24 protein-coding genes and 1 other RNA gene are annotated in these 26,027 nt (G+C 30.2%); 5 read left to right on the top strand and 20 right to left on the bottom strand.

Annotated features, from left to right (window positions below; genetic code table 11):
* The first annotated feature begins 170 nt into the window (after nucleotides 1-170).
* Entirely contained in the window at nucleotides 171-923 is a 753-nt protein-coding gene (locus tag IAI10_RS00860; protein WP_315671412.1) for a hypothetical protein, read from the top strand.
* A gap of 377 nt (nucleotides 924-1,300) precedes the next feature.
* On the opposite strand, the gene IAI10_RS00855 is transcribed toward IAI10_RS00860, so the two are convergent.
* The 6 genes from IAI10_RS00855 to IAI10_RS00830 all read right to left on the bottom strand — a co-directional run bounded on the left by IAI10_RS00855 (nucleotide 1,301) and on the right by IAI10_RS00830 (nucleotide 7,983).
* Complete coding sequence (locus IAI10_RS00855; protein ID WP_315671411.1) at nucleotides 1,301-2,533, bottom strand: hypothetical protein; 1,233 nt, start codon at nucleotides 2,531-2,533, stop codon at nucleotides 1,301-1,303.
* Between the two features lie 397 nt (nucleotides 2,534-2,930).
* Nucleotides 2,931-4,019, bottom strand: coding sequence for a tyrosine-type recombinase/integrase (locus IAI10_RS00850; RefSeq protein ID WP_315671410.1), 1,089 nt, complete (start codon nucleotides 4,017-4,019; stop codon nucleotides 2,931-2,933).
* Nucleotides 4,020-4,305: 286 nt separating this feature from the next.
* Nucleotides 4,306-4,587, bottom strand: a complete 282-nt coding sequence (locus IAI10_RS00845) for a hypothetical protein (RefSeq protein ID WP_315671409.1) — start codon at nucleotides 4,585-4,587, stop codon at nucleotides 4,306-4,308.
* A 460-nt stretch (nucleotides 4,588-5,047) separates the two neighbouring features.
* Nucleotides 5,048-6,019, bottom strand: coding sequence for an acyl-CoA dehydratase activase (locus IAI10_RS00840; RefSeq protein ID WP_315671408.1), 972 nt, complete (start codon nucleotides 6,017-6,019; stop codon nucleotides 5,048-5,050).
* Complete coding sequence (locus tag IAI10_RS00835; protein ID WP_315671407.1) at nucleotides 6,000-7,097, bottom strand: 2-hydroxyglutaryl-CoA dehydratase; 1,098 nt, start codon at nucleotides 7,095-7,097, stop codon at nucleotides 6,000-6,002. The genes IAI10_RS00840 and IAI10_RS00835 overlap by 20 nt, the downstream gene beginning before the upstream one ends.
* Nucleotides 7,069-7,983 (bottom strand): acyl-CoA dehydratase activase-related protein, encoded by a 915-nt coding sequence (locus IAI10_RS00830; protein ID WP_315671406.1) that lies wholly within the window; start codon nucleotides 7,981-7,983, stop codon nucleotides 7,069-7,071. The genes IAI10_RS00835 and IAI10_RS00830 overlap by 29 nt, the downstream gene beginning before the upstream one ends.
* A 238-nt stretch (nucleotides 7,984-8,221) precedes the next feature.
* On the opposite strand from IAI10_RS00830, the gene IAI10_RS00825 reads away from it, so the two are divergent.
* Together IAI10_RS00825 and IAI10_RS00820 are read left to right on the top strand one after the other, a co-directional pair.
* Nucleotides 8,222-8,698: a DUF4883 family protein gene (locus IAI10_RS00825; RefSeq protein WP_315671405.1), complete on the top strand. Its 477-nt coding sequence runs from the start codon at nucleotides 8,222-8,224 to the stop codon at nucleotides 8,696-8,698.
* A 102-nt stretch (nucleotides 8,699-8,800) separates the two neighbouring features.
* Nucleotides 8,801-9,634: a PHP domain-containing protein gene (locus tag IAI10_RS00820; protein WP_315671404.1), complete on the top strand. Its 834-nt coding sequence runs from the start codon at nucleotides 8,801-8,803 to the stop codon at nucleotides 9,632-9,634.
* 33 nt (nucleotides 9,635-9,667) lie between these two features.
* On the opposite strand, the gene IAI10_RS00815 is transcribed toward IAI10_RS00820, so the two are convergent.
* Nucleotides 9,668-10,216, bottom strand: a complete 549-nt coding sequence (locus IAI10_RS00815) for a 5-formyltetrahydrofolate cyclo-ligase (RefSeq protein WP_315671403.1) — start codon at nucleotides 10,214-10,216, stop codon at nucleotides 9,668-9,670.
* Nucleotides 10,197-11,123, bottom strand: coding sequence for an HPr(Ser) kinase/phosphatase (gene hprK / locus IAI10_RS00810; protein WP_315671402.1), 927 nt, complete (start codon nucleotides 11,121-11,123; stop codon nucleotides 10,197-10,199). Before hprK ends, IAI10_RS00815 begins: the two co-directional genes overlap by 20 nt.
* Before the next feature lie 379 nt (nucleotides 11,124-11,502).
* Here hprK and IAI10_RS00805 point away from each other — a divergent pair, with 379 nt between their 5' ends.
* Complete coding sequence (locus IAI10_RS00805; RefSeq protein WP_315671401.1) at nucleotides 11,503-11,676, top strand: aspartyl-phosphate phosphatase Spo0E family protein; 174 nt, start codon at nucleotides 11,503-11,505, stop codon at nucleotides 11,674-11,676.
* Nucleotides 11,677-11,705: 29 nt separating this feature from the next.
* On the opposite strand, the gene ssrS is transcribed toward IAI10_RS00805, so the two are convergent.
* From ssrS to IAI10_RS00770, 7 genes are all read right to left on the bottom strand, one after another.
* A non-coding RNA gene (ssrS, locus tag IAI10_RS00800) (6S RNA) lies at nucleotides 11,706-11,905 on the bottom strand.
* 162 nt (nucleotides 11,906-12,067) lie between these two features.
* Nucleotides 12,068-12,466 (bottom strand): hypothetical protein, encoded by a 399-nt coding sequence (locus tag IAI10_RS00795; RefSeq protein WP_315671400.1) that lies wholly within the window; start codon nucleotides 12,464-12,466, stop codon nucleotides 12,068-12,070.
* 121 nt (nucleotides 12,467-12,587) lie between these two features.
* Nucleotides 12,588-12,836, bottom strand: coding sequence for a DUF1292 domain-containing protein (locus tag IAI10_RS00790; RefSeq protein WP_315671399.1), 249 nt, complete (start codon nucleotides 12,834-12,836; stop codon nucleotides 12,588-12,590).
* Nucleotides 12,837-12,925: 89 nt separating this feature from the next.
* The gene (gene def / locus IAI10_RS00785) at nucleotides 12,926-13,384 is read right to left on the bottom strand and encodes a peptide deformylase (RefSeq protein WP_315671398.1); all 459 of its coding nucleotides are present in this window, start codon (nucleotides 13,382-13,384) and stop codon (nucleotides 12,926-12,928) included.
* A gap of 22 nt (nucleotides 13,385-13,406) precedes the next feature.
* On the bottom strand, nucleotides 13,407-15,083 hold the full coding sequence (locus IAI10_RS00780) for a B12-binding domain-containing radical SAM protein (protein WP_315671397.1): 1,677 nt from the start codon (nucleotides 15,081-15,083) through the stop codon (nucleotides 13,407-13,409).
* Entirely contained in the window at nucleotides 15,052-15,633 is a 582-nt protein-coding gene (locus IAI10_RS00775; RefSeq protein WP_315671396.1) for a hypothetical protein, read from the bottom strand. Before IAI10_RS00775 ends, IAI10_RS00780 begins: the two co-directional genes overlap by 32 nt.
* A 252-nt stretch (nucleotides 15,634-15,885) precedes the next feature.
* Nucleotides 15,886-16,404: a hypothetical protein gene (locus tag IAI10_RS00770; RefSeq protein WP_315671395.1), complete on the bottom strand. Its 519-nt coding sequence runs from the start codon at nucleotides 16,402-16,404 to the stop codon at nucleotides 15,886-15,888.
* A gap of 278 nt (nucleotides 16,405-16,682) precedes the next feature.
* Here IAI10_RS00770 and spoVB point away from each other — a divergent pair, with 278 nt between their 5' ends.
* Complete coding sequence (gene spoVB / locus IAI10_RS00765; RefSeq protein ID WP_315671394.1) at nucleotides 16,683-18,194, top strand: stage V sporulation protein B; 1,512 nt, start codon at nucleotides 16,683-16,685, stop codon at nucleotides 18,192-18,194.
* Here spoVB and IAI10_RS00760 read toward each other — a convergent pair whose 3' ends face one another.
* The 5 genes from IAI10_RS00760 to IAI10_RS00740 are packed head-to-tail and all read right to left on the bottom strand — an operon-like array spanning nucleotide 18,195 to nucleotide 25,972.
* A complete protein-coding gene (locus IAI10_RS00760) occupies nucleotides 18,195-19,811 on the bottom strand; it encodes a polysaccharide biosynthesis protein (RefSeq protein ID WP_315671393.1) in 1,617 nt (538 codons plus the stop codon).
* Between the two features lie 20 nt (nucleotides 19,812-19,831).
* Nucleotides 19,832-20,785 carry an RluA family pseudouridine synthase gene (locus IAI10_RS00755; protein ID WP_315671392.1) on the bottom strand — a complete coding sequence of 318 codons (954 nt, stop codon included), beginning with the start codon at nucleotides 20,783-20,785 and terminating at the stop codon, nucleotides 19,832-19,834.
* Nucleotides 20,786-20,815: 30 nt separating this feature from the next.
* Nucleotides 20,816-22,015, bottom strand: a complete 1,200-nt coding sequence (locus IAI10_RS00750; RefSeq protein ID WP_315671391.1) for an amidohydrolase — start codon at nucleotides 22,013-22,015, stop codon at nucleotides 20,816-20,818.
* 17 nt (nucleotides 22,016-22,032) lie between these two features.
* Entirely contained in the window at nucleotides 22,033-24,069 is a 2,037-nt protein-coding gene (locus tag IAI10_RS00745; RefSeq protein WP_315671390.1) for a cell division protein FtsA, read from the bottom strand.
* A gap of 28 nt (nucleotides 24,070-24,097) precedes the next feature.
* Nucleotides 24,098-25,972 carry an ATP-dependent helicase gene (locus IAI10_RS00740; protein WP_315671389.1) on the bottom strand — a complete coding sequence of 625 codons (1,875 nt, stop codon included), beginning with the start codon at nucleotides 25,970-25,972 and terminating at the stop codon, nucleotides 24,098-24,100.
* Nucleotides 25,973-26,027 lie beyond the last annotated feature (55 nt).

Below are 26,027 nucleotides of genomic sequence, written 5' to 3'. Positions count from 1 at the left end.
AAATAGAAGTAGGTATATGTAGGATAAAAAAGATAGATATGGTATAATAATAAACATATTAATTCATACTTGTAATCTAATGTGAATTTAATGATAAAATTATTATTTAAGCCTTGAATGTTATGGAGAATCTTGGGGAGAAATATAAAATATTAAGGAGGGGTTACATAGTGGCTTCAGTAACACAAAGAATAAAACAGATAAAGCAACCTACTGGCGGATATATAAAACCGAAAGAGTTTGCCGTTATAAATTTAAACGATGGTATTGACTTGAAATGTGACGAAAATATACATAGCAGTTTAGTAGGCATAGCAGTAGATTATATGACAAGATATATTATAGGAACTCCAAAGGAGGAGGCATTTAGAATTTCACTTTTAGGTGCTTCTTTAATTAAAGATGAGCCTTATGCGAAAAAATTATTAAAAGGTATATCAGGTTTAGATGATAACTCTATATCCAATGCCTGTAAATTAGCAGGGTATGATGTTTGCTTTAGAGCAGGTTTAATTGGATATAAACCTGTTAAAAATATTGAACCTGATATTGATACTATATTTAATATTAGAACTATGGTTAATAGGAGCATAAATTTTATTAAGGAATATGGCCCTATAACTAAGGATGGTTTCACATTTGAAGGTGGGTACACTGACGTAGTTTCAAAGGGTGATGGTGATTTTCTTACTGAAGATACTTTATGGGATTTTAAAGTTTCAGTAAAAGCACCTACCAATGCTCATACTTTGCAATTGCTAATGTATTATTTAATGGGAATTCACTCAATACATAAAGAGTTCAAAGCAATTAGAAACCTAGGAATATTTAATCCTAGATTAAATAATGTATATTTACTAGAAATAGGTAAAATTTCTAATGACATTATAGAACAAGTCTCGTCGGAAGTTATTGGATATTAAAACATATATAAAAGATAATAAATATTAGTTTTTTATTGAAATAAGAGAGCATTTATTGCTCTTTTTATTTATCCTAAAAGTATTTTTAAAATGTTCATCTAAAAGCCTTAAAAGTATTGATAATGCAATATTTCTTATATAATTTTCTCTAAAGTTTAAGCATTTCTACAACAAGTATAGCGAGCAGTAGACAAACTTTAATTTAAAATTGTTTTCCTGCATTTTTCTTGTTTATTTTTCTTTACATTCACAAAAAAACTTCTTAGCTAAAACGCTTTGCGTTTTAGCATATAAGTTTCTTGACAGCACAAAAAGACTTACTTTTTTACATTTTTAAAAAATAAGCCTGTTTAATATTCAATTTTTTAAAGATATTTCTAACTTGCAAGTTCAAACAACTCCTTATCATTCACTCCGATTTTTTGTAAAAATACGTTATACTTTCTACATACACTTACGTCTTGTATTTGTCTATAATATTTTATATAGTTAAAGTCAGTTGCATCATTATTTTTCTTTAATGCGTCTCTGCTTACGTTATATGCAGAAATACTTACAAATACAGAAAGTATCCTTATTATCTCTTCTAAATCTTTTTTATCAAAAGTGTAATTCTTATTCATGTATATATTTTCATAAGTTTTATTGTAAATATTTACTTTCTTATATTCTTTACTTTCATTTATTTTATTTATATATTTATTGATTTGCTTGTAAAAATCTTCTTTCTGCATATCATGTAAGAACATATTAAATTTATATACTTTCTTTAAATCTCTGCACTCTTTTGTATAGAAGAAGAACTGCACATTTTTAAATTTCTTAAGTTCCTTCTTATTGTCTTTCTGTTGTATTTTGTACTTTGCGTCTTTTAATTGCTTTTGTACATATTTGCTTACATATTCTTTTGTTTGCTTTATACCTTTTTCGTTAGTTGTATTTATAATCTTATATGTTATATAAACATTGTTTTTACTTGTTCCTACGAGTTTGCGAGGCTTGAATTTAATATTTTTCTCTTCACAGTATCTATCAAACATTCTATTTGCTTTATGTTGTATGATATCATATTCAAATTTTGTAGCGTTGTATATAAAGCCATGAACGTGCAGATAGCCATTTATGTGCTCTTCTAAGACATAAGACACTCTGAGTTTAATTTCATTACTTTTATAAATTTCATAGTTTAATAGTTTAATATATTTGTTTGCTAAGTTTTTCATGTCGCTACGCTTTTTAACAGCATAGCGAGTATCTATCGTGAAGAAAATTACTTTATTACTTCTGTCTACATTTAACGAATGTATATTATAAAACTCGTCTAATGCATTTTCCATAGTTCTTATTTTGTTTGCTTTCTCTTTCTTTGCTTTTATTTCTTTAAGTTCTTTTTTGCTTAAGTCTTTCTTATTTTTCAAAGTTACAGTTGTAGTCTTTACATTGTCTTTTATTTCAGTATTGGATTCTGCAATAATATTACTATCATTTTTACTCTTATTATTTGCAATAGTAGTATTACTGTAGTCTTTACTTGCAAATAAATAGTCTTTTATATATATTGTATTATCAAAAAAATTTACTTTAACTATCATGTTTGTTTCGCTTAACATTTTACATCCCCCCTTACAGGGAATATAAAAAAGGCTGTACCTTATTTTAGTTGTACAGCCATACCGAAAAATTTCTATCTAAAATTGTATATAAAACTTGCTTTTCAATTGTAAGCATAGTATTATTATTACATAATAATTGTTACAAATTCTTTTAGATAGAATGTTGATTTTGCTTTGGTCGGCTGTCAACATTCTTTTTTTATCTTTATTTATACATTATTTTCACCTTCTTATATTCCGTTCTCATAATTTTATTATTGGTGTTTATTGTAAATTAAATAAAAGCAAGAGTCAAATTTTATATGTTAATTCTATAAAAATTCTTTTTTGTTGAATTTTACCACACGTCATATAAATAAAAAAATCCAAGTTTTAATGCTTGGATTTTCTTATTTTATTCTTTATCAACATTCATTTTTATTGCTTTTCTTCCGTTCTTTTGTTTAATATCTGCCATTACAGATAAAGGAGAATTATTGAAAAAATCACGCCTAATATCCTCTTGCAGAAGATTTAGGTACACCATCGTAGTTTGAATCTGTTTGTGAGCCATTAAACGCTGTAAAACCAATAAACTACCATGTTCAAATGACCCGTTTTTACTTCTACTCCTTATATATTCAAGGGCAAATGTGTGGCGAAATTTATGAATATTGCATCTTACGTCTTCACCTAAAAGTTTTTTACAATAAATATTTATTCTATCTTGTACAGTTCTTTTTGCAATTTTTTCTCCAAATTGTGTACAAATCAAGTAATTATCTTCATCAAAATCGAAAGTATTAATATATTCTTGTAAATTTTTTTTGAGATAATTGTCTAATGGCAATATAAGTTGCTCCCTACCTTTTGTAGTATTAATTCTTATTTCTTTCTTTTCAAAGTCTATGTCACCTATGCGAATGTTGACTAAACTATTCAATCTTACTCCAGTGCCTAACAAAGTTAAAATTGTAATATAGTCCCTATAAATTGCAAGTGAGCCTTTTATAGCAGGCTTTATTAACATTTTCTTTATTTGCTCTTGAGTAAAAGTTTCAATAATTTCTTTATCTTCTTTTAGTTGCTTTATCTTTAGTTTTTTAGTCATATATTCATTTTCAAATAGATAGTTATAAAATGACCTCAACGCTCTTAATCGAATATTAATTGAACTTGTTTTATTTGCGTTTTCTCTTAAAAAGTCTATATAGTCTTTTAAATCATCTTCTGTAAAATCAATAGGTCTTTCAATTCCTTCAGGTTCAATAAAATCACGATAGAAGTATTTTAGATTATCCCTATAAAAAACGAGTGTCTGTGTGGCACAATTTCTTATCCTTCTATCTTCTAAAAAACTTTCTATAGCCATATTCCAATTGTTTGGAATTTGATTTCTCTTCTTTATCTTTTGCTCTTTCCTTTGTTTATTATGTATCTCTTTAGGTGTCTTTTCTCTAGTTAGTTCTTCATAATCAGCATCTAAAAGTTTATCAATACTCATGTATTTTACCCCCTAAAAAATCGTTTTGCTGTTATAAATTTATTATAACAGTCGTGCGTGTATTTTTCAATGTATATTTTTACAAATTGGATAAATACATGTATTTTCAATGCTTTCAGCCCTTTAAAATACCACGTTGGACTCAAAATCCAGTGGTGTAACAACCGTGCGGGTTCGATTCCCGCCTTCGGCATTAATAAACAGTTAAAGTGGTTTTTGAGATATCTCTGAAACCGCTTTTTTATGTCCATTTTTAAGATAGTCCTACATATTTCATATTCTGCAATTATGCTTCATTGTATATATCATCTAATCCGTCAAGAATGTTTTTATCAATCACATAACTAGCATTAAATTCATTACATTTAAACTCTAAAGTTGTACTCAAAAAACCAAGACTTATTTTCTCACCATTTGAATATGTTATTGCTACAATATATCCTTCCCCTGAAAGACTTTCATTGCTTATTTTTTTAACTTTTACTCTGTTTATTAAATTAATTATCTTTTTTATATCTGCATCATTTGCAACCTTTTTGTCTATATAACTTCTATTTGTAATTTTCAATTCTTTAATACCTTTACCACTAACAGGTAACGGATTATCCTTATTTTCATTTGTGTCTTTAGATGAACAAGCAACAGAAAACATTGTCATGATAATTAAAAAGAATATAATTATTTTTCTTTTTTCAGGCTTGCCATAATTTATTTTAATAACCTCCTTTCGTATAAAATTAAATATTAAATTTTTGTCAATATAATATTATCATTTTCTTCGTTGTATTGGTATATATTTCAATAAACATATCTAATTTTTAGAGTTATTTCTCTATTTACTATATTTTTTAATGTTTGTACACTCTCACCTATAATTTTAGTAATCTCAATTAAGCTATCTATGCCATTATAACTATATAACTAGGTATAGTGGCATATCTTCTGAATTTGTTAAGCTTAATAAACTGAGATAGTGCTTTAAAAATACTAATACCCCACTTTCTCATTTAAGTGAGGTATTTAATCTATTATGCATTCATTTTTTGCTTAGCTAATTTATTGCTCCACTTTTCACATCTGTCTCCCAGATAACCTATTATGCACTGATCATCGGAAAGTTCCACTACTTCACAACCGTTATAACAGCCATTGCATTCAAAGCTTCTGGATTGAAAATTGCTGTCTCCTATTTCAAACCCTCTAAAATTAGTCATTCCTTTTCTATCAACTGCTTCTTTTGCTAATATCGCCGCTCCTATAGCTCCCATAACGTTATAATGTTCAGGTACATATATTTCTCTTTGTAAACATTCCCGAAAAGCTTTTTTCATGCCTAAGTTTGCTGCAACTCCTCCTTGGAAAAATATTTTCCCTTGTATAGTTTTTCCTTTGGCCACGTTACCTAAATAGTTCCTTACCAGTGCATCACAAAGCCCTCTTATTATATCACTTTGATTGTATCCTACCTGCTGTTTATGTATCATATCTGACTCTGCAAAAACTGCACACCTTCCTGCAATTCTTACTGGAGCTTCAGACTTAAGAGCGTACTCCCCAAAATTCTCTATAGCAATTCCAAGTCTTTCAGCTTGCCTGTCAAGAAAAGAACCTGTGCCAGCAGCGCATACAGTATTCATGGCAAAATCCGTAACTATCCCTTTTCTTAATATTATTATCTTGGAATCCTGCCCTCCTATCTCTATGATAGTTTCTACATTTTCATCCTCAGAAAGTGCAGCTACTGCATGTGCAGTTATCTCGTTTTTTACTGCATCTCCTCCAATAATGTATGAAGCAATAATTCTCCCGCTACCTGTAGTTCCTATACCTTTTATATCTGAATTATCATATTTCTCAGATAGTTTTTTAAATGCGCTTTGAACCACCTTTATTGGATTGCCCATAGTTCTTAAATAAAGTTTATCTGTTACATTAAATTTTTCATCTATTACCGCTACATCTGTGCTTACAGATCCTACATCAACACCTATATAATACATTTTTATCTCTCCTTTCCAAAAGATCCACAAAAGCTTCTAATCTTGTTATATAGCCTCCTTCTCCAGAAAGCTCATCTACTATTAATGTCATTATAGGAAAATCTTTATCTTTTGATATGCTTGGTAGTATAGCTTTCGAAACAATTTCAGGCATACAACCTGTCGGAAATATTTGAATAGCACCATCGCAGCCATGCTTTTGAGCCAGCACAGCCTCTCCAACACATTCTCGTCCATGCCCCCCTATGTAGTAGGGTAAATACTTTTGAGATGCTAATCTTATATCGAGAGAATTAAGCCTAATAACTGACATAAGAAGATTTTTTACCCACCAACTTGGGTACAAGGTTCTAGTGCTTATAACTCCGTAATCCATAAGCTTCTCTTCTAGATATACATTAGTAAAGGGTTCTATAATGGTATATATTTCTCCTATAATAGCTATCTTTATAGGAGTTTTACTATTATCCAGAGCTATATTTTTTAGTTTATTTTTATAACTTTTTAATACCTCAAGCATCTGTCGGCTTCCTTTGGATTGAGATACATCCCTTCTACAGTTATATAATAAATCTTTACATTCTCCTCTTTTTTTCTCGAAGCCAGCCTTTATCTTTACCTCTTTTTCAAATGAATCCATTAAATTAATAACTTTTAGTGCATTTGCCGCTGCAGATAATTTTGCTATTAAAGGTAAGTCACTGCCTTTAGATATGTAACTTATTCTCTTCATAAAATCATCTCTTCCTATATCCTTAGGTGAATCTACCACTATGAGCTTCAAATCATTCTTTATTTTTTTTAATATATTAAGCTGAAGTTCACAATATTCACCATATCTGCAAGGTCCGCAGCTTCCAGTTATGATAATGGTATCTGCACCTTTTTCTATAGCTTCAATATAATTTCCTACCATTATTTTAAAGGGAAGGCATATCTCATCTGGTGCAAATTTTTCTCCTAAGCTTAAAGAATTTTTATTGCTTGGACTTGGTATTATGCACTCTATGCCTAAATCATCCATAAGAGCTTTGCCGGCTACATATGAATTACCCAAGTTTGGGAAGCTCACCTTCATTTAAATTCCTCCTTTCAAGCATATCTTTAAAAGCTTCTATTCTTGTATCTAATCCTGCCTCTCCTGTATGCTCATCTATTTTAATTATCATAAAGGGGAAATCTCCAAGCTGCTCTCTTATAAGCTCTATAACTACTGAATCTATACCGCATCCAAAAGAAGATATATATATCATTCCATCCACGGCCTTGGTATGATAGAGATACATTGCCGCACCATAGCTTCTTCGTGCAAAAGTCCAGAATGGCTTCTTAAAGAGTGTTTTAATCTCTTCATCTATAATATCTTCTCTCACATTTTCTTCCGTAAATACATTGAAGTCCATGCTTTTGAGTTTTCTTTCTATATTCATATTGCAGAATTCATCGCTTATACTATAAGGGTGACCAAGAAGCGCCACATTGATATTAAAGTTTTTATTGTCTATTTTTTGATGGACTTTTTCAATAGTTCTTATTTTTCTAAAAGCTTCCTTACTTTTATTTTTTGATGTACAGCTTTCTGATATGCTTAAAAACCAGTTAAATAAATTTTTTTCATTAAAAGCATAAATGGGCATTTCAGTAAGTTTAGGAAGATTATCAATAGAACTTTTAAGCATCTCTATAATTCCACAAAATTTAGGACATATAAATTCATCTTTTTTAATTTGCATTATTCTGGGAACTACTATTAAATCACACTTATCTTTTAACCAATCCACATGACCATGAAAAACCTTTATCGGAAGACATGCTTCATCTACACAGCAATTTACTCCTCTATCTAATATTTCTTTATCTGTATTTGGAGATACTATGTAATCAATACCCAATTCCTTTAGATAATCTTCTACCATATATCCATATTTCCAATACATCAATCCTTTGGGTATACCAATCCTCATATCATCACCTGCTTTAATTTATATAAATTAGTTTTTAGTTATACATATATAAATATTTTCCTTTATTGCTATGTTTTATTCTCATATTTAAAAATATTTTTAATTTGTGAAAATCCTTTGTTAAGTAATAATTTTCTTGCAAACCTCATATTTTTTATTATAGATATTTATAATTTTCTGACATATCTACTGCTTTAAATAAAGTTTTATAACTCCATTCAGTTCAGGGGGTAACGCTGTGAAAAAAATATTTGTTTACATATCAATAATATTATCAATGCTGTTATTTACAGGATGTTCCATGGATCCTCTTGTAAGCTTTGTGCAAGGTAAAAAAAGCTCTTCAAATTACTATACTCAAAGTATGGTAAATGACATAAAAAAATATAATATAAAAAACATCACGGTACTGGAAACAAATCTGCAAAAGGAAAAGAAACTTGACAAGGATGACACCGTTTTATTTTGCAATTTTCTTACTTCACTAAATGCTAAAAATTTTAAAGGTTCTTCTCAAAATAAAAAGCCTGCCTACAAATTTTTTGTTGACACCAATAAAAATAAATATGTTATTAATATTTATGATGAGAAAAATATTTCTTTATTTCCTTGGGATGGCATATACGAAATGGATAATATCGACATGTCTGATATAAAAAAGTTATATAATTTATATGATTTGTGCCATTATTGGTTTAGTAAAACTCAATATTGAATCTTCACATTAGGATTTACTCACATTAGAAATCTACTAAAAGTAATGATATAATACTGTTAGAAAATTTTCTTAAGCATTACTTTTACAAGGAGCGATACGATGAAACATAAAATAGATTTACACCTTCACACCACTGCTTCTGACGGCAAATTGTCACCATCGGAATTAGTAGCTTTGGCAGTGAAAGAAAATTTAAGCTATATAGCTGTTACAGATCATGATACTACTAAGGGATTATCAGAAGCCTTGAAGTCTTCAAGAAATTCTGGAATTACTGTTTTTCCTGGAATAGAATTATCAACTCAAAAAAACGGTGAAAATGTCCATATTTTGGGGTACTTTAATAGTGAGGATTATTTGAGCGACAAATTCCAAGGTGAACTTAAGAGCATGGAAGAGCATAGGAAGTGGAGAAGTAGAAAGATAATAGAAAATTTAAAGAAATATTTTGATATCAGTCTCAATTATGAGAATATATTAAATAAGGCAAAAGGAGTCATAGGTAGACCTCATATAGCAAGAGCCATACTTGAAGCTGGCTATGATTTTAGCTGGGAATATATTTTTGACAAACTCATTGGAAATGACAGCCCCGCTTATGTTCCAAACAAAAATTTATCCCCGAAAGAAGGCTTGAGGCTTTTGAAATCTGCTGGTGCTATAACAGTTCTTGCTCATCCTGTACTAGTAAAACAGAATTCAGCTGAAGATCTATTAGCTCTTGATTTTGACGGTATAGAAGCCATATATTCTTTAAATGAAGAAAATGACACTAAAAATTTTGTTAATTTAGCTATTAAAAATAATAAAATTATAACCTGCGGCTCAGATTACCATGGAGGAGATATAGGCGATACAAAACATGGCTATATAGGCAGCCTTGAATATCCCGAAAATTATTTTAATAAATTTAAAAATAATTTTTTATTATGAATAAAGCTTTTTATAAAAAAGTAGATTATGTGATTAAGCTGTAATCACATAATCTACTTTCATATCATGCTCATACATAGGAATTGAATCCAATATCTGAAAATCATAGGCTACTCCTATTTTTACAGCATCTTTCTTCAGCTTTGGTATGTACCTATCGTAAAATCCACCACCGTAGCCAATTCTTCCGCCACTTTTTTCAAATGCTAGTCCAGGTACTATCATTAAGTCTATTTCATTAGGATTTAATATTTTTCCTTCATAATTTTCGGGTTCCAATATTCCCATTTTATTTGGTCTTAATTCTTTAAGACTATCGATAACCACAGCTGCCATACCTCTTTCCTTAGAAATCACCAATGGAACAGCTAAGGTTTTTCCTTGTTTTAAGGCATAATCTATAAACTTATGCGTATTAACTTCATTTTGAAAACTTACAAAAGCAAAAATGCATTTTGCCTCATTAAAATGCTGACTCCCAATTAGAGAAGAATATATTTTTTCGTCCTTTATTTTCTTTACATCCTTATCCATATCAGCTCTTAAATCAAAAATATATTTTCTAACCCCAGCTTTGGTCATTCTTTGTCTGCATCTCCATTCTTTTATTTATGGTATCCACAGGGCTTTCTCTACTCATTAAATTGTATCTATAATTAACTGCTGCAGCCTCTATAATTACTGCTACATTTCTTCCCGGCCTTATTGGTACGACTATTTTTTTAACCGGCACCCCTAATATATCCATGGTCTGATTATCTATACCTAATCTATCGTAATTTTCATCAGATTTCCACTGCTCTAGACTTATAATAAAATCTATGTTCTTTTTATAAAGAATTGAGCTCAAGCCATAGAGGGCAGGAACATCAATTATACCCATTCCTCTTACTTCCATCATCCCTCCTGTAATAAAGGGAGATCTTCCAGCAAGCATTCCGTCAATATTCTTTATATCTACAGCATCATCAGCCACCAATCTATGACCCCTTTTAATCAGTTCCAAAGCAGTTTCACTTTTACCTATTCCACTTTCACCAGTGATAAGTATACCTATTCCATATACGTCCACAAGTACACCATGAAGCCTTGTTTCCGGAGCTAATTTATCAGATAGATAATTTGTCAATCTACTTATAAACTTAGTTGAACTCATATTGGTTCTTAAAAACCATCTATCATATTTTGCGGCATAATGAGTTATTTCAGGCTGAGGATTAAGTCCTCTAGTTATAATTACACAGGGAGTTTCAAAGGAAAAGAACTTATTTAATCTTTTCTTTCTGAGCTCAGGCTGCATTCCCTCTAAAAAGCTCCATTCTGCCATTCCTATTACCTGAATTCTCTCATTTGCAAAATAATTATAAAAGCCTGTAAACTGAAGTCCAGGTCTATTAAAATCACTCACATCTATTATATTATCTTTATTTCCTTCATTTAGCATTTCTAAATTTAGGTCTTCTATTAAATTCTGTATCAATACTGACATAAATACACCCCAATCCTACGTATATAATTCTGCACTAAGACAAATAAATTATACCATATTCAATTATATGAGGAAATTACATTATTATTTTTTTATTTTTTATATGTATCTTTCGACTATTTTCAATATTTCATAATTTATATTTTGTTTTTTGGAATTATTGATACGTTTACATTTTACATAATTGAAAATGGTCAACATTATTGTAAATTAATGTAACTGATTTATTATTGCAATTTGTACTATTTTTGGTAAAATAGATTTTGCGTAACAAATTCACTATATATAGGTTATGTTTTTAGTTTACAAACATTTTAATTACTTTATTTACCAAAAATATATATGAATGCGCATAATTAAAAATAAGGTGTGATTTTTGATGAATAACAATTACTTAATAAAAAACATTGAGGTATTAAGAGAAAAATTGTACTCTTATCTCATTTATTTAGAGCCAACTGATAATAAAGTTGTATATCTAAGTCAACAATTGGACAAGCTATTGGTGTTATATGAATCCTATAAGAATCTGGAGAGCGTATCACTATCATAATGAAAAACACCTCAAATGAGGTGTTTTAACTCGTTCCCAATATGCCGTGATCCTAAATGTTCACAACCTGCTATCTTGCAGGTGGGTTCTTCTCATCATACCTCAGTCGTCTCCATCTTGGAAATCCAATACAGCCTATGCTGCTGGAGCTTGACACATTATGATTGATGAAAATCCCGTTATTATTTCGTAGGTTGAACATATTAAGCCACGCACATCTCAGGATTAATAGATACGTTTTTAATGTAATTATATCACATATCCCTGTATCTTCAATGTCTGATATAAGCTGCTTATACTAAAAAATAAGGTATGTAAAGCCAATGCTATGATAAGCTTTACATACCTTAGAATTTCTCTTTTTTTTAAATCTTTTTAGAAGAATTTCACTCTAAATTTCAAGCTCTTCTAACACATCTTCTATCTCGAATTCATCATCTTCTTCTCCAATTACTGCAATGAATTCACAATAGTCATATTCTTCCTTATCCACATCATATGCAACATATTGTGCTTGGACTTCCTGTGATTCCATTAGCTCTTCAATAATTTCCCCCACATTATCTACAGCTATTTCACTTAAATATGGAAGGAAATATTCTGAATACCACACTTCTCCCTGTGACTCTTCTTTACATTCATCATCAGCATAGGACCTTGCCGCAGATATTTCTTCTTCATCAAAATCGTAGAAAAGTCTCATAATCATTAGATTATTTTTGTACTTTATTTCCTCATGCTCTTCCATACCACTTTGTTCAAAATAGTTTATGATTGCTTTTTTATCCATTTTTCCACCTCCACAAAATATATCTGTATTTTTTATAAGCAGGCTATGTCTTAAAAGAATATCGGTATAAACTTTGGTAGAATATCAATATTTAAAACAGAGCCTATAAATATAAAAAATTTTATTCACCATAAAGTAATTTAGAATACTCTTTTTTTACTTCGATAAATTCTTTATCATCTTCAACCATATTGTAAACAACTTTTCCATCTTCTTCATCTACTCTAAATACAAAAGCATCATCTTCATTTCCATCTGTAGGTGATAATATAAGATATTCTAATTCGTCTAAATATATTTTTGCTACTATTTCAAGCTCAACCTTATTGCCATCTTCGTCTTTAAATGCCATTACTTCTTTTTCTTCCATAAGTAACACTCCTTTTCCATAATCGTGCTAAAGCATATTTTACCATAGTAATATCCATATGTATAGATATACAAGCTCTTAATTGATAATCAAGATATCTTATATATCTTTTTAGCCTTATCTACATACATTATTCCATCTAGATGATCTATTTCGTGACAGAACACTTTTGCGAGTAGTCCTTCTGCATTATATTCCACATTCTCACCTTTCATATTCATGCCTGTTACTTTTATCCGCTTTGGTCTGACTAATTCTCCTTCATATCCTTCATAACTCAAGCAGCCTTCTACACTAATTTCTTTTCCATGCCTTTCTACAATCTTAGGATTTATCAATATTATGCTTTCACTGTCTTCTGTAAGCTGGATTATTATAACCCTTTTTAACACTCCTATTTGTGGTGCTGCCAAGCCTACTCCTTTTCCCTTTAGCGTATCCTTTAAATCTTCCCCTAGCTTAAATATTTCTTCATCAATTGTTTCTACTTTCTTGCAAGTTTTTTTTAGCATTTTATCTCCATACTGTAAAATTGTTCTTTTTGCCATTCCTTTAAGTCTCCCCCTATTACTATATATAATAAAATTCTTCTATTAATTTGTTGGAGTTTAAAAACACATAAAAGCATCTTCTCTCTAGAATTAGTCCATTATTTAAAAACATAGGTATATCAATAGAGAAGTCCTCCAGGTGTATTCTATTAAGTGTCTCTATATTATTTTTGCTTGCAAATTTTAATTTTAATTCTCTTTCTTCATCTTTAGCTATATCCCTGCTTAAAAATTCAGGTATCCAGTTCTTCTTGTTAGATCTAATAAAATCATATTTAATTAAATCTTTTAATACCTGCTCATCCTTAAAAACATATTTTTTATTAAAATCTAAAATTATCTTATAATAGTCTGCAAGAGATATATTTCTGTTGAAATAGCCCATCGATTCATATAGCTGGGAAAATTGAAAAAATAAATTAAAGGGATTATCTATTCCATCCAGCATAAATTTCATCACATTTCTAAAATTTCCACTATTATAATATCTGTCTACTATTTCTTCAACCTTTTTTAAGGTTATGAGTTCATCATAGGATATGTCGTTAGATCTCAATATCTCGTAGGGAGCGTAATCCGAATATATTATTCCCCATTTTTCTGTCTCTTCTCTCATTAATGATCCCTTTAGCATTTTAAGAAATCCAAGCTGAATTTCATCTCCTCCCATATAAAATACTTCATTAAAAGAATTGATAAAAGATTGGAAATCTTCTTCTGGAAGTCCTGCGATTAAGTCTAGATGCAGATTTATATTATCAGTTCTTTTTAGCTTCTTTACGATGTCAGCTAATTCCTGTACATTCATAGTCCTATCTATGTTAGTTATTACTTTAGGATTTGTTGTTTGAACTCCTATCTCAAACTGGAACCTACCCTTTGGTGCCTTTGACAGAAGTTCTATATCCTCTTCTGAAAACAGGTCCGCTGATATTTCAAAATGAAAAGTAGTGTCTGTGGATAAATCCATTAAAAATGTCCATATTTCTCTAGAATACTTCTTATTGCAGTTAAAGGTCCTGTCTACGAATTTAACTAAAGGCACTCCTTTTTTTATTATTCTTAATAATTCCTGCTTCACCAATTCAATATTTTTAAATCTTACTCCTTGAGTTGTAGAGGACAAACAATATTTACAACTAAACGGACATCCTCTCATAGACTCATAATAAATTATCTTATGCTCAAAGGACTCCTCCTCTCTATATGGAAATGGAAGCTTATCCATATTCATAAGAGACCTATTGCCATTGAATTTAATTTCGTTACCTTCTCTATAATATATCCCTTTTATACCTTCTATGCCTAAATCACCATTTTTATATAAAATAAATTCTCTGAAGGTTTCTTCACCTTCTCCCTGAATAACATACTCTCCAACATTGTTTAATAAAAAGCTTTCGCTGTCATAGGATACCTCAGGCCCACCATATAAAATTTCTATATGCCTATCCACCTTTTTTATTAAATTAGCAAGTTTTATTATCATTTCTATATTCCATATATAGCAGGAAAAAGCAATAATCTCAGGTTTCTCTTTCATTATAAGCTCAAGTACTTTTTCTATTCTATCATTTATGGAAAATTCGCATATATCACATTTATAATCAATGTCCTTAGTGTATTCTCTCAAATACCTAACCGCCAGATTAGTGTGAACAAATTTAGCATTGATGGCGCATAATAGTACTTTCAATGTTTATTTTCTCCTTTCGTTTTGCCCTTATATAGAAAATTTCATCATTTTCTTTTGTATCAACTATATCAAAGTAATTTTCTATTATCCTCTTTGTATTCTCAGCTGTTATGCTTACAAAGGGATTTAATTTTCGTATCTTAATTTTCTTTGTTTTATTGTTGGGAAGTTTCGTAGTAATATTTAGATTAATGATACATCCTCTAGGCTTTTTTATATCCCATATCATTATTTCTCCCCTGCTTTTCAAATATTTTAATGCACTTTCTATAAATCTTTTTCTTGAAGACAATGTATTCAGCTTTCCTATTGAAAAAAAAAGTGATACCACATCATAGGATTCTGAAATAATTATATCCTCATCCTCCTTACACAGATATTCTACAGCTATTTCATCCTTTGAGGTTTCTTCCGTTTCCCTGCATAAGTTATATATGACTCCGTAATTTTCATCACCAATATCTATTATATCACCTTTTATCACTATTTCATTCATATCTATTTCAACTGTATTTTTAATATAGCTTAATCCCATAAATTGAAAACTCATAACACGCCCTCCAACACACTAATTTTTTACATCGTTCTATTTAGGCTATGTTTTAAAATATTTATGTTATTTCTAGAGTTTGGGACCCTTAAGGCATTTATCAGCATTCTCTTAAAGCATAGCCACGTTTTAAAGTAAATTCTTAATTTTATAATTCAACAAAAAAATAAAAAGTCCTCCAGTTACTGGAAATATATTCTTCATTGTAAAAAAATATAAATATAATTACAAGAATAAAAAAAGCTACATACATTAAAGTACATAGCGAGATAAATATTCTTTCATTGTATTAACTTCTTCATAATTATTTACATTTTTCTTATATATCTTTACTCTTTCTTCTGTAAAAATTACTTGTGGAACATTATCATACTTACTTTCATTGATTAGGTAGCCTTCTATGTATTCTTCATCAGCGCTATAATTATGTAGAAATATAGTATTTTCATACATATCTAAAGCTGCAATTGAAACCCTCTGCTCTTCGTTAACCGTAATTATTTTACCTTTTTCTACATCAAAAATCTCCACAGGCTTTAACGAGCCATCTCTGTGATATCCTTTAGTAAAAAGAAGTCCATTAAATTTTGAATTACTCACATCTAAAAAAGCTACATATACAAAGCTGTCTTCCCTAGATAATTTCTTCCTTTTCCTTAGATTTTCCTTCATGCTTTCACATTGCCTAAGGGCATTATTTACTGATAACTTATATATCTGTTTTCTTAGAAATGAAGGCTTATCATACACTTTAATCATTGTTGAAGCCATATTAAATCCCCCCGAAAAAAACGCAACTTTCTTTATAATATGAAATAATTATACAACATTTTTCTCATTTTAGTCAAACATTTAATTAGATTTAATTTTGGCACAACCACAAACTAATAATTGGATTTTATGTAATATTAGAGAATGTTTTTTAGTATGTTTGCCCCCTCTATATTTTTTAGTTTAATTTTCTTGTCATAAATGCATTATTTATACTATCACGTATATATTATTTTTTTATGAATACATATTAGTGTAAGCAATAAAAAGGATTTTATATGGTAAAAATTGATTCCTTTATAAAAAATTCTTTTCTCTTAATAACCTCCAATTTAACTACTGGAATACTAGGATTTATTTTTTCAATAATACTTTCTAACGCTCTTAAAGCGGAAGGCATGGGGTTATATGGACTAGTTATGCCAGTGTATAATTTATTTATCTGTTTAATTTGCGGAGGAATAACCACCGCCGTATCAAAAGTAAGTGCAGAATATTATGCTAAAAAACAATATGAAAATTTAAGAAAGAGTATAAATACTACTTTAGTTTTCAACTTAATATGGGGATTAATAATTATTTCACTAGTTTATTTGTTTTCACAAAGTATTTGTACATACATAATAAAGGATCGCCGGACGGTTTTTGCTTTAAAGCTTACTTGTCCCGCTATGCTTTTCATTTCATTAACCAGTACATTAAAAGGATATTTTTATGGAATATTAAAAGTAGGCGTACCTGCTTTTATAGATATATTTGAAAAATCAGTAAGAATATTGATATTATTGAGTGTACTTAAAATAACTGAAGCAACCTCATTAACTGCTACGGTAACAATTGCATATTTAGCTCTATGCATAGGTGAATTTATATCGTTAATATTTCTTTTTTCATATTATAAATTAGATATAAAAAAGTATAATAACCGCAGCCTAAAAAGCGAAGGCAGAGGGCAATTAATATTTGATGTGTTGTACATATCTATGCCCCTATGTATAAATGGTTTTTTGACAACCATACTGTCTACTACCTCTGCTCTTATTGTGCCTAGAAGACTGATGCAGGCGGGCATTGCCTACCAGGACTCTCTATCCTTAATAGGAAGATTTAACTCCATGGCAACTGGGATAGCTTTTTTTCCACTTATAATAGTCTCTTCTATAAGCACATTATTAATACCAGATATATCTCAAAGTTTAAGCAAAAAAGACTTTATAGCTGTAGAAAAAAGAATTCAATGGGTTCTCAGAATATCCTTTGTTCTTGGAATGTCTACATTAATTATCTGCATGGTGCTTGGAGATAATCTTGGTAGGATGTTTTTTAAAAGAGATGACTTAGGAGATTTTATTAGATTTTCAGCTTTATCAGCTCCTATTTTATTTACTATGGTATCTAGTATTGGTATACTAAATGGTCTTGGTAAACAAAATATTATCTTAAGAAATTCTATTATAACCTCTATTACAGAATTGATTTTGCTATCTATATTGACTGGCATACCATCTATAAACATATATGGTTACGGCATAAATATTTTTATTACTTCTACCCTGTTGTTAGTTATGAATTTATCTGTTATATCTGATTATATTAAATTAAAATTCAATTTAGTAAATGTGCTTATATTTATACTGGTGGCTCTTCTTTTCTATGACTTGATGAAATTTTCATTCATCTATATTTTATCTAACAAATTCATTGTCAAAAATATCCTATTAATATCTTTAGGTTTTTTAATGACTCCTTGCTGTATTATAATGATGAGACTAATTGAAAAGAGAGAATGATTATCTCATTCTCTCTTTTATAAAGTTAGGCATAATTTTCACTAATCTAGGAGGCAGTGTGTTCATATCCTTTTTAGTTATTCCTCCGCAAAGCACTAGTGAATAAGCATATACGATTCCACCTACAGCTATAGCTACTATAATAACTGTAAATTTGAAGGTAGATCCCATAGCTTTATTTGCAAATAATTTATCTAAGGGCAGCTTTACTGCGTATATTGAAATAGCCATAAAAATGGAGGCTATGACTGGTCTTATTGCATACCTTAAAGTTCTTATTCTTATGCCTAAAGTATTATTTATATATGTCCTATTTATAAGTAAAGGTATTAAAAAGCATAGAATATTTCCAAATATGGCTCCAAGAATATTAATGGATGGTACAGCCACAAATATATAATTAGCCACTATTTTAACAATTATGCCCAAAAGCATCGACAGCGTAACTGCATACATTTTCCCCATTCCCTGAAGAATGGTGTTTTGTATTTGCACTATAGACATTAAAACTATAACCACGGCTCCAAACTTCATAAGCAGAGTCCCATCTTTAGCACCATTAGGAAATAACACATAAAATATATTTCCACCTAAAACGGCCAGTCCAACTGCCGAAGGAACAGAAATCATAAGACAAAGCTTAAACGCATAACCTATCTTAGCTTGTAATAGCTTTCTATCTTTTAACGCTGCTGCTCCTGAAATAGACGGAAGTATAGCTGCACTTAACGCGGAAATTAAAGTTATAGGTACATTTATCAATGTATTATATTGTGATAAAGTACCATACTTTTCGTTAGAAATAAATCTAGTAAATCCAGCCTTCATTAATCTATTTCTTATATTAAATGTATCAACCAAGTTTCCTGCATTCTGGAGTCCCACGCTCATGGTTATTGGAAATCCATAATGAATTATTCTTCTAACTAAGGTTTTAGGCGCAAGCCTTGCTTGCTCCTCATAGGTCTCTCCCTTAGGAAGCTTTATAACTTTATTTTTTTCATACATAATCATCAGATATATACATGCAAAAAGAGCTCCAGCTGTAGTTCCCACGGTGGCACCAGCCACTCCATACTCAACATTTGACTTAATTAATATAGCTGCAAATACCAGACTAAAAACAGTGTTTAGAACTTGTTCACCAACTTGAGATACAGCTGTAGGTGTCATATTTCCTCTTCCTTGAAAATATCCTCTATAGGCAGATAATACTGCCGTTATAAGAATCGTAGGTGACAATGCCAGCAAAGATAAATAAGCTTCTTTTGCGTTACCTAAATTTGATAAAGGTTTTGCTAAAATTATCATAAGCAATGCCATAAGCAGGCCCAAAGCAAGCAGCATAGCTCGAGCTATTTTGAAAGCTCGAGATACATCTTTATATCTTTTTTGTGCTATTAGTTCAGAAATAAGTTTAGATATAGCTACAGGTATTCCCGAATTTGTTAATACATATATAACCGTAAAAATAGCATAGGTAGTACCATAAATACCATAACCATTTTGGGTGAGAATACGTGTTAAGAAAGGTACGTATAAAAGTGAAAGTACCTTTACCAACATACTTGCTGCTGATAGTATAGCAAATCCCTTAGTGGTAGACTGCTCCTTCATTAATCATAAACCTCTCTATACTAAAATTTAAATACATCATTTCTTATTTTTTTAAAAATTGGAGGAAGGGTTTCCGCAACAGTTTTATTGTTCATATAATTAAGTTTTTCTGGACAATTAGAAAATATTAATTTATAAGCATATAGGAATTGATAGTCAAGACCAAATTTATTAAAAAAGAAACTGTTTAGCTTTTTATCCCCATACTTGCCGTCCCCTACTAGTGGATTACCTAATTCACTTAAATGAGCCCTTAATTGATGGCTTCTTCCAGTAATAAGTTCAATTTCTATAAAAGAAAAGAGCCCATTGCTTTGTATATTTTTAACCTCCATAGCGATTTTTTTAGAATCCTTTACTGGCTCAAAATATACTTTAGAAATATTATTTTCCTCATCTTTTCTTATGTATCCTTCATATATTCCATCCTTAATTCTTCCTTTTACCAAGCAGGAATAATATTTTTTTATATCCCTTTCTCTTATCATTTCATTAAGAAACCTTAAGCTTTCATAGTTTTTACCGAATATAACCATGCCAGAAGTATTTCTATCAAGTCTGTTGCAAGATGCCGGAGTAAAGGTTCTTTCACTTGAAGGATCATAGTCTCCTTTTTCTACCAAGTATGATATGACAATGTCGGTTAAAGTAGGTTCTCCATTTTTTTTATCTGAATGAACTAAAATATTAGGTTTTTTTTCTACAATAACCATATTTCCATCTTCAAAGCTTATCTTTAAATCTGCATTTACTTTAATATAATCAGGAGACTTTTTTTCATTTGATTGCAAATTTATTAAAAGCTCATCTCCCTCTATAAGTGCATACTTCTCTTTAGCCTTTTTACCATTAACTTTTATATCCCCAGTCCTTATACCTCTATAAATACCGCTAAGAGGAACATCCTTTAGGTATTTTCTTAAAAACTTATCTAACCTTTGCCCTGCCTCATTCTGTCCTATAGTTATCTTCATCAGTACCTCCATATTAAATTATATTAAAAACTAATTAGAATTCTGTAAATAATCAAAAGCTGCCTTGCACTGGATGGCAACACCATATTGCAAGCAATTTTCATCTATATCAAAAAGGCTTCCATGAGCTGGATTCACTATACCTTTTTCTTTGTTACCACTTCCGAGGAAATAAAATGCTGCATCCCTCTCTAAAGAGAAGTAAGCAAAACTTTCCACTCCCATGCTAGGATTTTCCATATTAAACACATTATCTGCCCCTATTACATCCTCAGCACTTTTTCTTACTAAATCCACCATAAAATCATTATTATAAAGACAAGGATAGCTTTCCTCTATTTCAACTTCACACTTTCCTCTCATGGACGCTGCTATGCCTTGAGCTACTTCTTTAACTCTCTTTACTACATATTCTCTATGCTCTGATTTCATAGTTCTTATTATGCCGCCTATATTAACTTCTTCTGGTATTATATTTTGTGCACTTCCTCCATTAATATAACCAACAGTCACAACCGCAGGATCCACAGGAGGAATTTCTCTGCTTACTATAGTTTGAAGAGCAATTATTATGTTAGAAGCAATAACTACTGGATCTATGGTATCTTCAGGATGCGCCCCATGACCTCCTTTTCCTATAATTTTTATTTTAAAAGGATTTGATGCAGCGTTAACAACATTTTTCTTGATTTTAATTTTTCCACACTCTAAGTCTTCTGCTACATGAAGTCCTATAACTGCATCTACATGAGGATTTTCTAAAGCTTTTTCCGCTATCATAACTTTAGCGCCGCCTGTCGTTTCCTCTGCTGGCTCAAATAATAATTTAACATTTCCTTTAAGTTCAGATTTTATGCTATTTAATATTTTAGCCGCTCCCATAAGTATGGTCATATGTCCATCATGTCCACAAGCATGCATCCTTCCTGTGCTTTTTGAGGAATACTCACAAGCTTTTTTATCTTGAAGTGGAAGTGCGTCCATGTCAGCTCTTAAAGCTATAGTTTTAGAATTTTCACTGCTTTTTCCGCCACATATTATTCCACATATTCCTGTACCGGCTACTTCTGTATATTCAATTCCTTCAGCCTTTAGAAATGCTTTTATGGTTTTAGATGTATTAAACTCTTCATATCCAAGTTCAGGATTTTGATGAAAATATCTTCTCCACTCTACTAACTGGGTATATAAACCATTAGCTAGAGAATAAAAATCAAATTTATTTTCCAATATGTTTCCTCCTAACTTTACTGCCAATATATTTCTATCTCATCATTTTCTTTTAAATCATCATAGTAGCTTGCATTTTTACCATTAAGTTTCAATATGAGTTTTCCTCTTAGCACAGTCATATCAAAATTTATATAATTAAAAACATCTACAAAAATGTACTTTTCTTTTCCCTTAAGTTCAATCGTATCTGAATTAACTATCACCTTAACAGCCTTAGTAACTTTAGTTTCTTCTTTTATCATACGGTCATTTTCTATATTATCTTTATTCTGTTCCTCTCTTTTTGATGAATCAGAAGAAGTATTTACATCAACAATCATATTAATTCTATCTTCAAGTTTAATTTCATAATCATAATTTATAGGATATCCTCCCAAATAAAACTTTGCATCTGGCTCCACTTTACCAACATAATACTTTATAAAATCACCTAAGGTTTTAGCAACAACTATTTGAACTTCATCCTGTTCTTTAATAGTTTCTGTAAATTCAACTTTTTTACCGTTTACTATTGCCATAGGTTCTATATTACATATTTCTCCGTTAAAATAAAAGCTTAAAGAATCGTAAGTCAATGCATAATCCATAACTTTAGGTTCCGCATCTTTACCGTCCTTAGCGTATTTTATTTCAATTTTATCCCCTTCTTTTACTGAAGTATCTACAGAGGCCATTTCACCGTTAACTTTTATTTCAGCCGGTTCTGCCATAGTGCCAAAGGCCAAACGTTTTGCTCCGTTAAAATTAAATCTTATATTTTTTCCATTTCTAGCCAAAAGAACTTTAGCATTCACTCCAGCTTGAACCAAAACATCCATAACAGTATGCTTATTGTAGTTAAATAGACTTACTACGCTTCCGTTTAAGTTTACATCAATAAAATCATGTCCTATTTGTTTAATATAAGTAAGTGCTATACCAAGCACAGTTACTCCAGTGCTTCCCAAATTAACATCACTGTCAGCTACATCAACCACTGCCTCTCTGCCTCTTATTCCTATCCTTTGAGTTGGCAAATTCAGTTTTTCAGAAAGCATATCTATAAGCATTGGGGTATGTGCTCCTCCACCTACCAAAAAAACAGCATTTGGTGATTTACCACCATTGAGTTCAATTAGCTTGCTTGAAACTTCATCACTAAGCTTTGCAACCACTGGCTGAATTATTTTATATACTTCTTCCTTAGTTATCTCATTCTCTAAGCCCATTATGTCCATGTATTTTAACGAGCCTGTTAAAGATATCTGGCGTTTTATTTTTTCAGCCGTATTAAAATCCACAAGCAAATTCTGAGCTAAGACTTCTGTAACCTCATCTCCAGCTATCGGTACCATTCCATAAGCTACTATGCTGTCTTTGCTGCTTATAGCTATATCAGAAGTTCCCGCCCCTATATCTATAAGTGCTAAATTAAGCAATCTAAGATTTTGAGGTATAACTGCTTCCATAGCTGCAATAGGCTCTAAAGTTAAGCTTCCAACCTTAAGTCCAACCTTATCCATAACCGCATATAAGCTATCCACTACAGACCTTGGAAGAAAAGTTGCTATTACTTCTACACCAACTTCTTCACCTTTGTGTGATAATAAATTATTAATAACATACCCATTAAGATAATAATTTTTAACACTATATCCTACGCAGTACAGCTTACCTTGTGTATTCTTGTTTATAGATTCCTCTGCTTTCTTTACAGCAGTGAGTTCAAGACTTCTTATAATATTTCTATCAACTTCTTTGTCTTCATCTATATTAAATTCTGACTTTTCGGTGGATGTCTTCAGAAATCTTCCTGCTGCTGCAATGGCTACCTTTTCAAGTTTAATTTCAAGTTTTTCTTCCAGTGACCGCTTAACTTTATTAACTGCATTAGCTACCAAAGTTATATCATGTATTTGACCATCTAACATCGCACGCTCTTCATGCTCTACATAATTTTCATAAAGCACATGAAATTTTTTTTCTTTTAACACTCCTACTGTACCAATGACAGATCTAGTCCCTATATCCAATGAAAATATTGCTTCACTAGGATTAACTTTAGTGTTCATATATATCCAACCTCATCATATAATATAATTAATGCTCTAAACAAATTATATTACATGAATTTGCTACATTCAATTGATTTATTCCACATTCGTTTATAAATGGAGATATTTCTACAGTTTTTTCCTTGAAAACACCTGGCGAAAACATAAAAATATTTTCTTTTGCTCGTGTAATGGCTACATAAAACAACCGTCTTTCCTCTTCAATATTAGTTTTTTTATTTTCCCTTTCATAGGGAATCTGTCCATTTATGCAATTTACGATGAAAACATTATTGAATTCCATACCTTTAACTCCATGAATGGTACTTAAAACAACTCCATCTTCATTGCTTTTCCTTTTATCTATGTTTTTATTTATTTTTTCAACATGCTGAAAAAAGTTTGAAATAGAAGAAAACTGAGTAATACTGGAGTTGAATTCCTGCACTATATCTAAAATCTCTTCAATAGGCATACCACTTTTTTTAGAATATTCTTTAAGATAGTCTATATATTTTATTTTATACAATATATAATCAACTATATCCTCAATATCTAAGCTGTTAATCCAAAATATTTTTTCTTTCAATTTATGCAAATCCTTATATTGGTATATAGGAAGAGATGATATTGAAAACACAACATTGAAACAATCGCTTTTATATGGATACGATTTTAATTTATTTAAGTTCACTTTACTTATATATCTAAAGGGTCTGTTTACTATTCTTATAAAGCTTTCTCTATGAGTTAAATCCATGCTTAATCTTATATAGCTCATTATATCCTTACAAATAAAATGATTAAAGAAATTATAGCTCTTATCCAATAAAACAAAAGGTATTTTGCGTATGATAAGTTCATCTATTATGCTTCGGCTCTCAATATTAGTCCTGTATAAAATAGCATTATCCTTATATTTTATCTCATTGTTATATACTAAACTGTCTATAATGTCAATAATCTGCTTGCTCTGGTCCTTTTCATTTTTTATGCATTGAAAATTTACACTTCCATCCTTATTTTCATTGCATTTAAATATTTTCTTATTTCTCATTTCATTACAATTTATAAGATATGCTGATGCATCAACTATTTGTTTTCCGCTTCTATAATTGTTGGTGAGATATACCTTGCTTGCATTTAAAAAATGTTTGTGAAAATCCACCATGTAATTTGGCTTTGCTCCTCTAAAGCCATATATGCATTGATCCTCATCTCCCACAGCAAATACCGAATTGCCTTTTGAAAGAAGCTTTAGAAGATTCATTTGTATATCATCACAGTCTTGAAATTCGTCAACTAAATAATATCGATACATACTTTTATAATAATTCAATATGTCTTTCTCATTAAATAATTCTTTGGTTTTAGCCATTATATCATCAAAATCTAAAAGTCCCAGCTGCTTTTTATAATTTTCATACTCCAAAAAGCATTTTAAAAATACATCTTTACTTATAGGATAAAAAAACTTATCATTCTCTAGCCTTTCTTCTGTTTTATACCTTGATATAGAATTTATAAAGGTTTTTACTACTTCTTCTCCAGCTTCACCTATTATTTTTTTTAAATTTCTATTTATTACATTAAAAACATCAGCCTCATTAATAATTTTTATATTTCCTATGTGACTTCTCAAAATTTTATAAAAGAAAGAATGAAATGTACCAAAGAAAGGAATTTCTTTTTCAGAGAAATAAGCTTCATACCTCTTTCTCATATTTTCAGCTGCAGCTCTAGTAAAAGTAATAATAACTATAGAATTAGGCATTATTTCTTTATTTTTAACTAAATACCCTACTCTGTTAACAATAACGGTGGTCTTTCCAGAACCAGGCGATGCCACTACCAATACATTTTCATTTTGTGTTTCTACTATATTTCTTTGATTTTCATCCAAAATTAATTTATTTACCAATATCTAATCTCCTTTATAAAAGCTTTATCAAAATTATTGACATATGAATAAATTT

The organism is Clostridium sp. 19966, assembly GCF_032335695.1.
GTDB lineage: Bacteria > Bacillota > Clostridia > Clostridiales > Clostridiaceae > JACTOJ01.
Note: the sequence above shows the minus strand (reverse complement) of the source record. Positions and strands in the feature narration are given on the sequence as shown.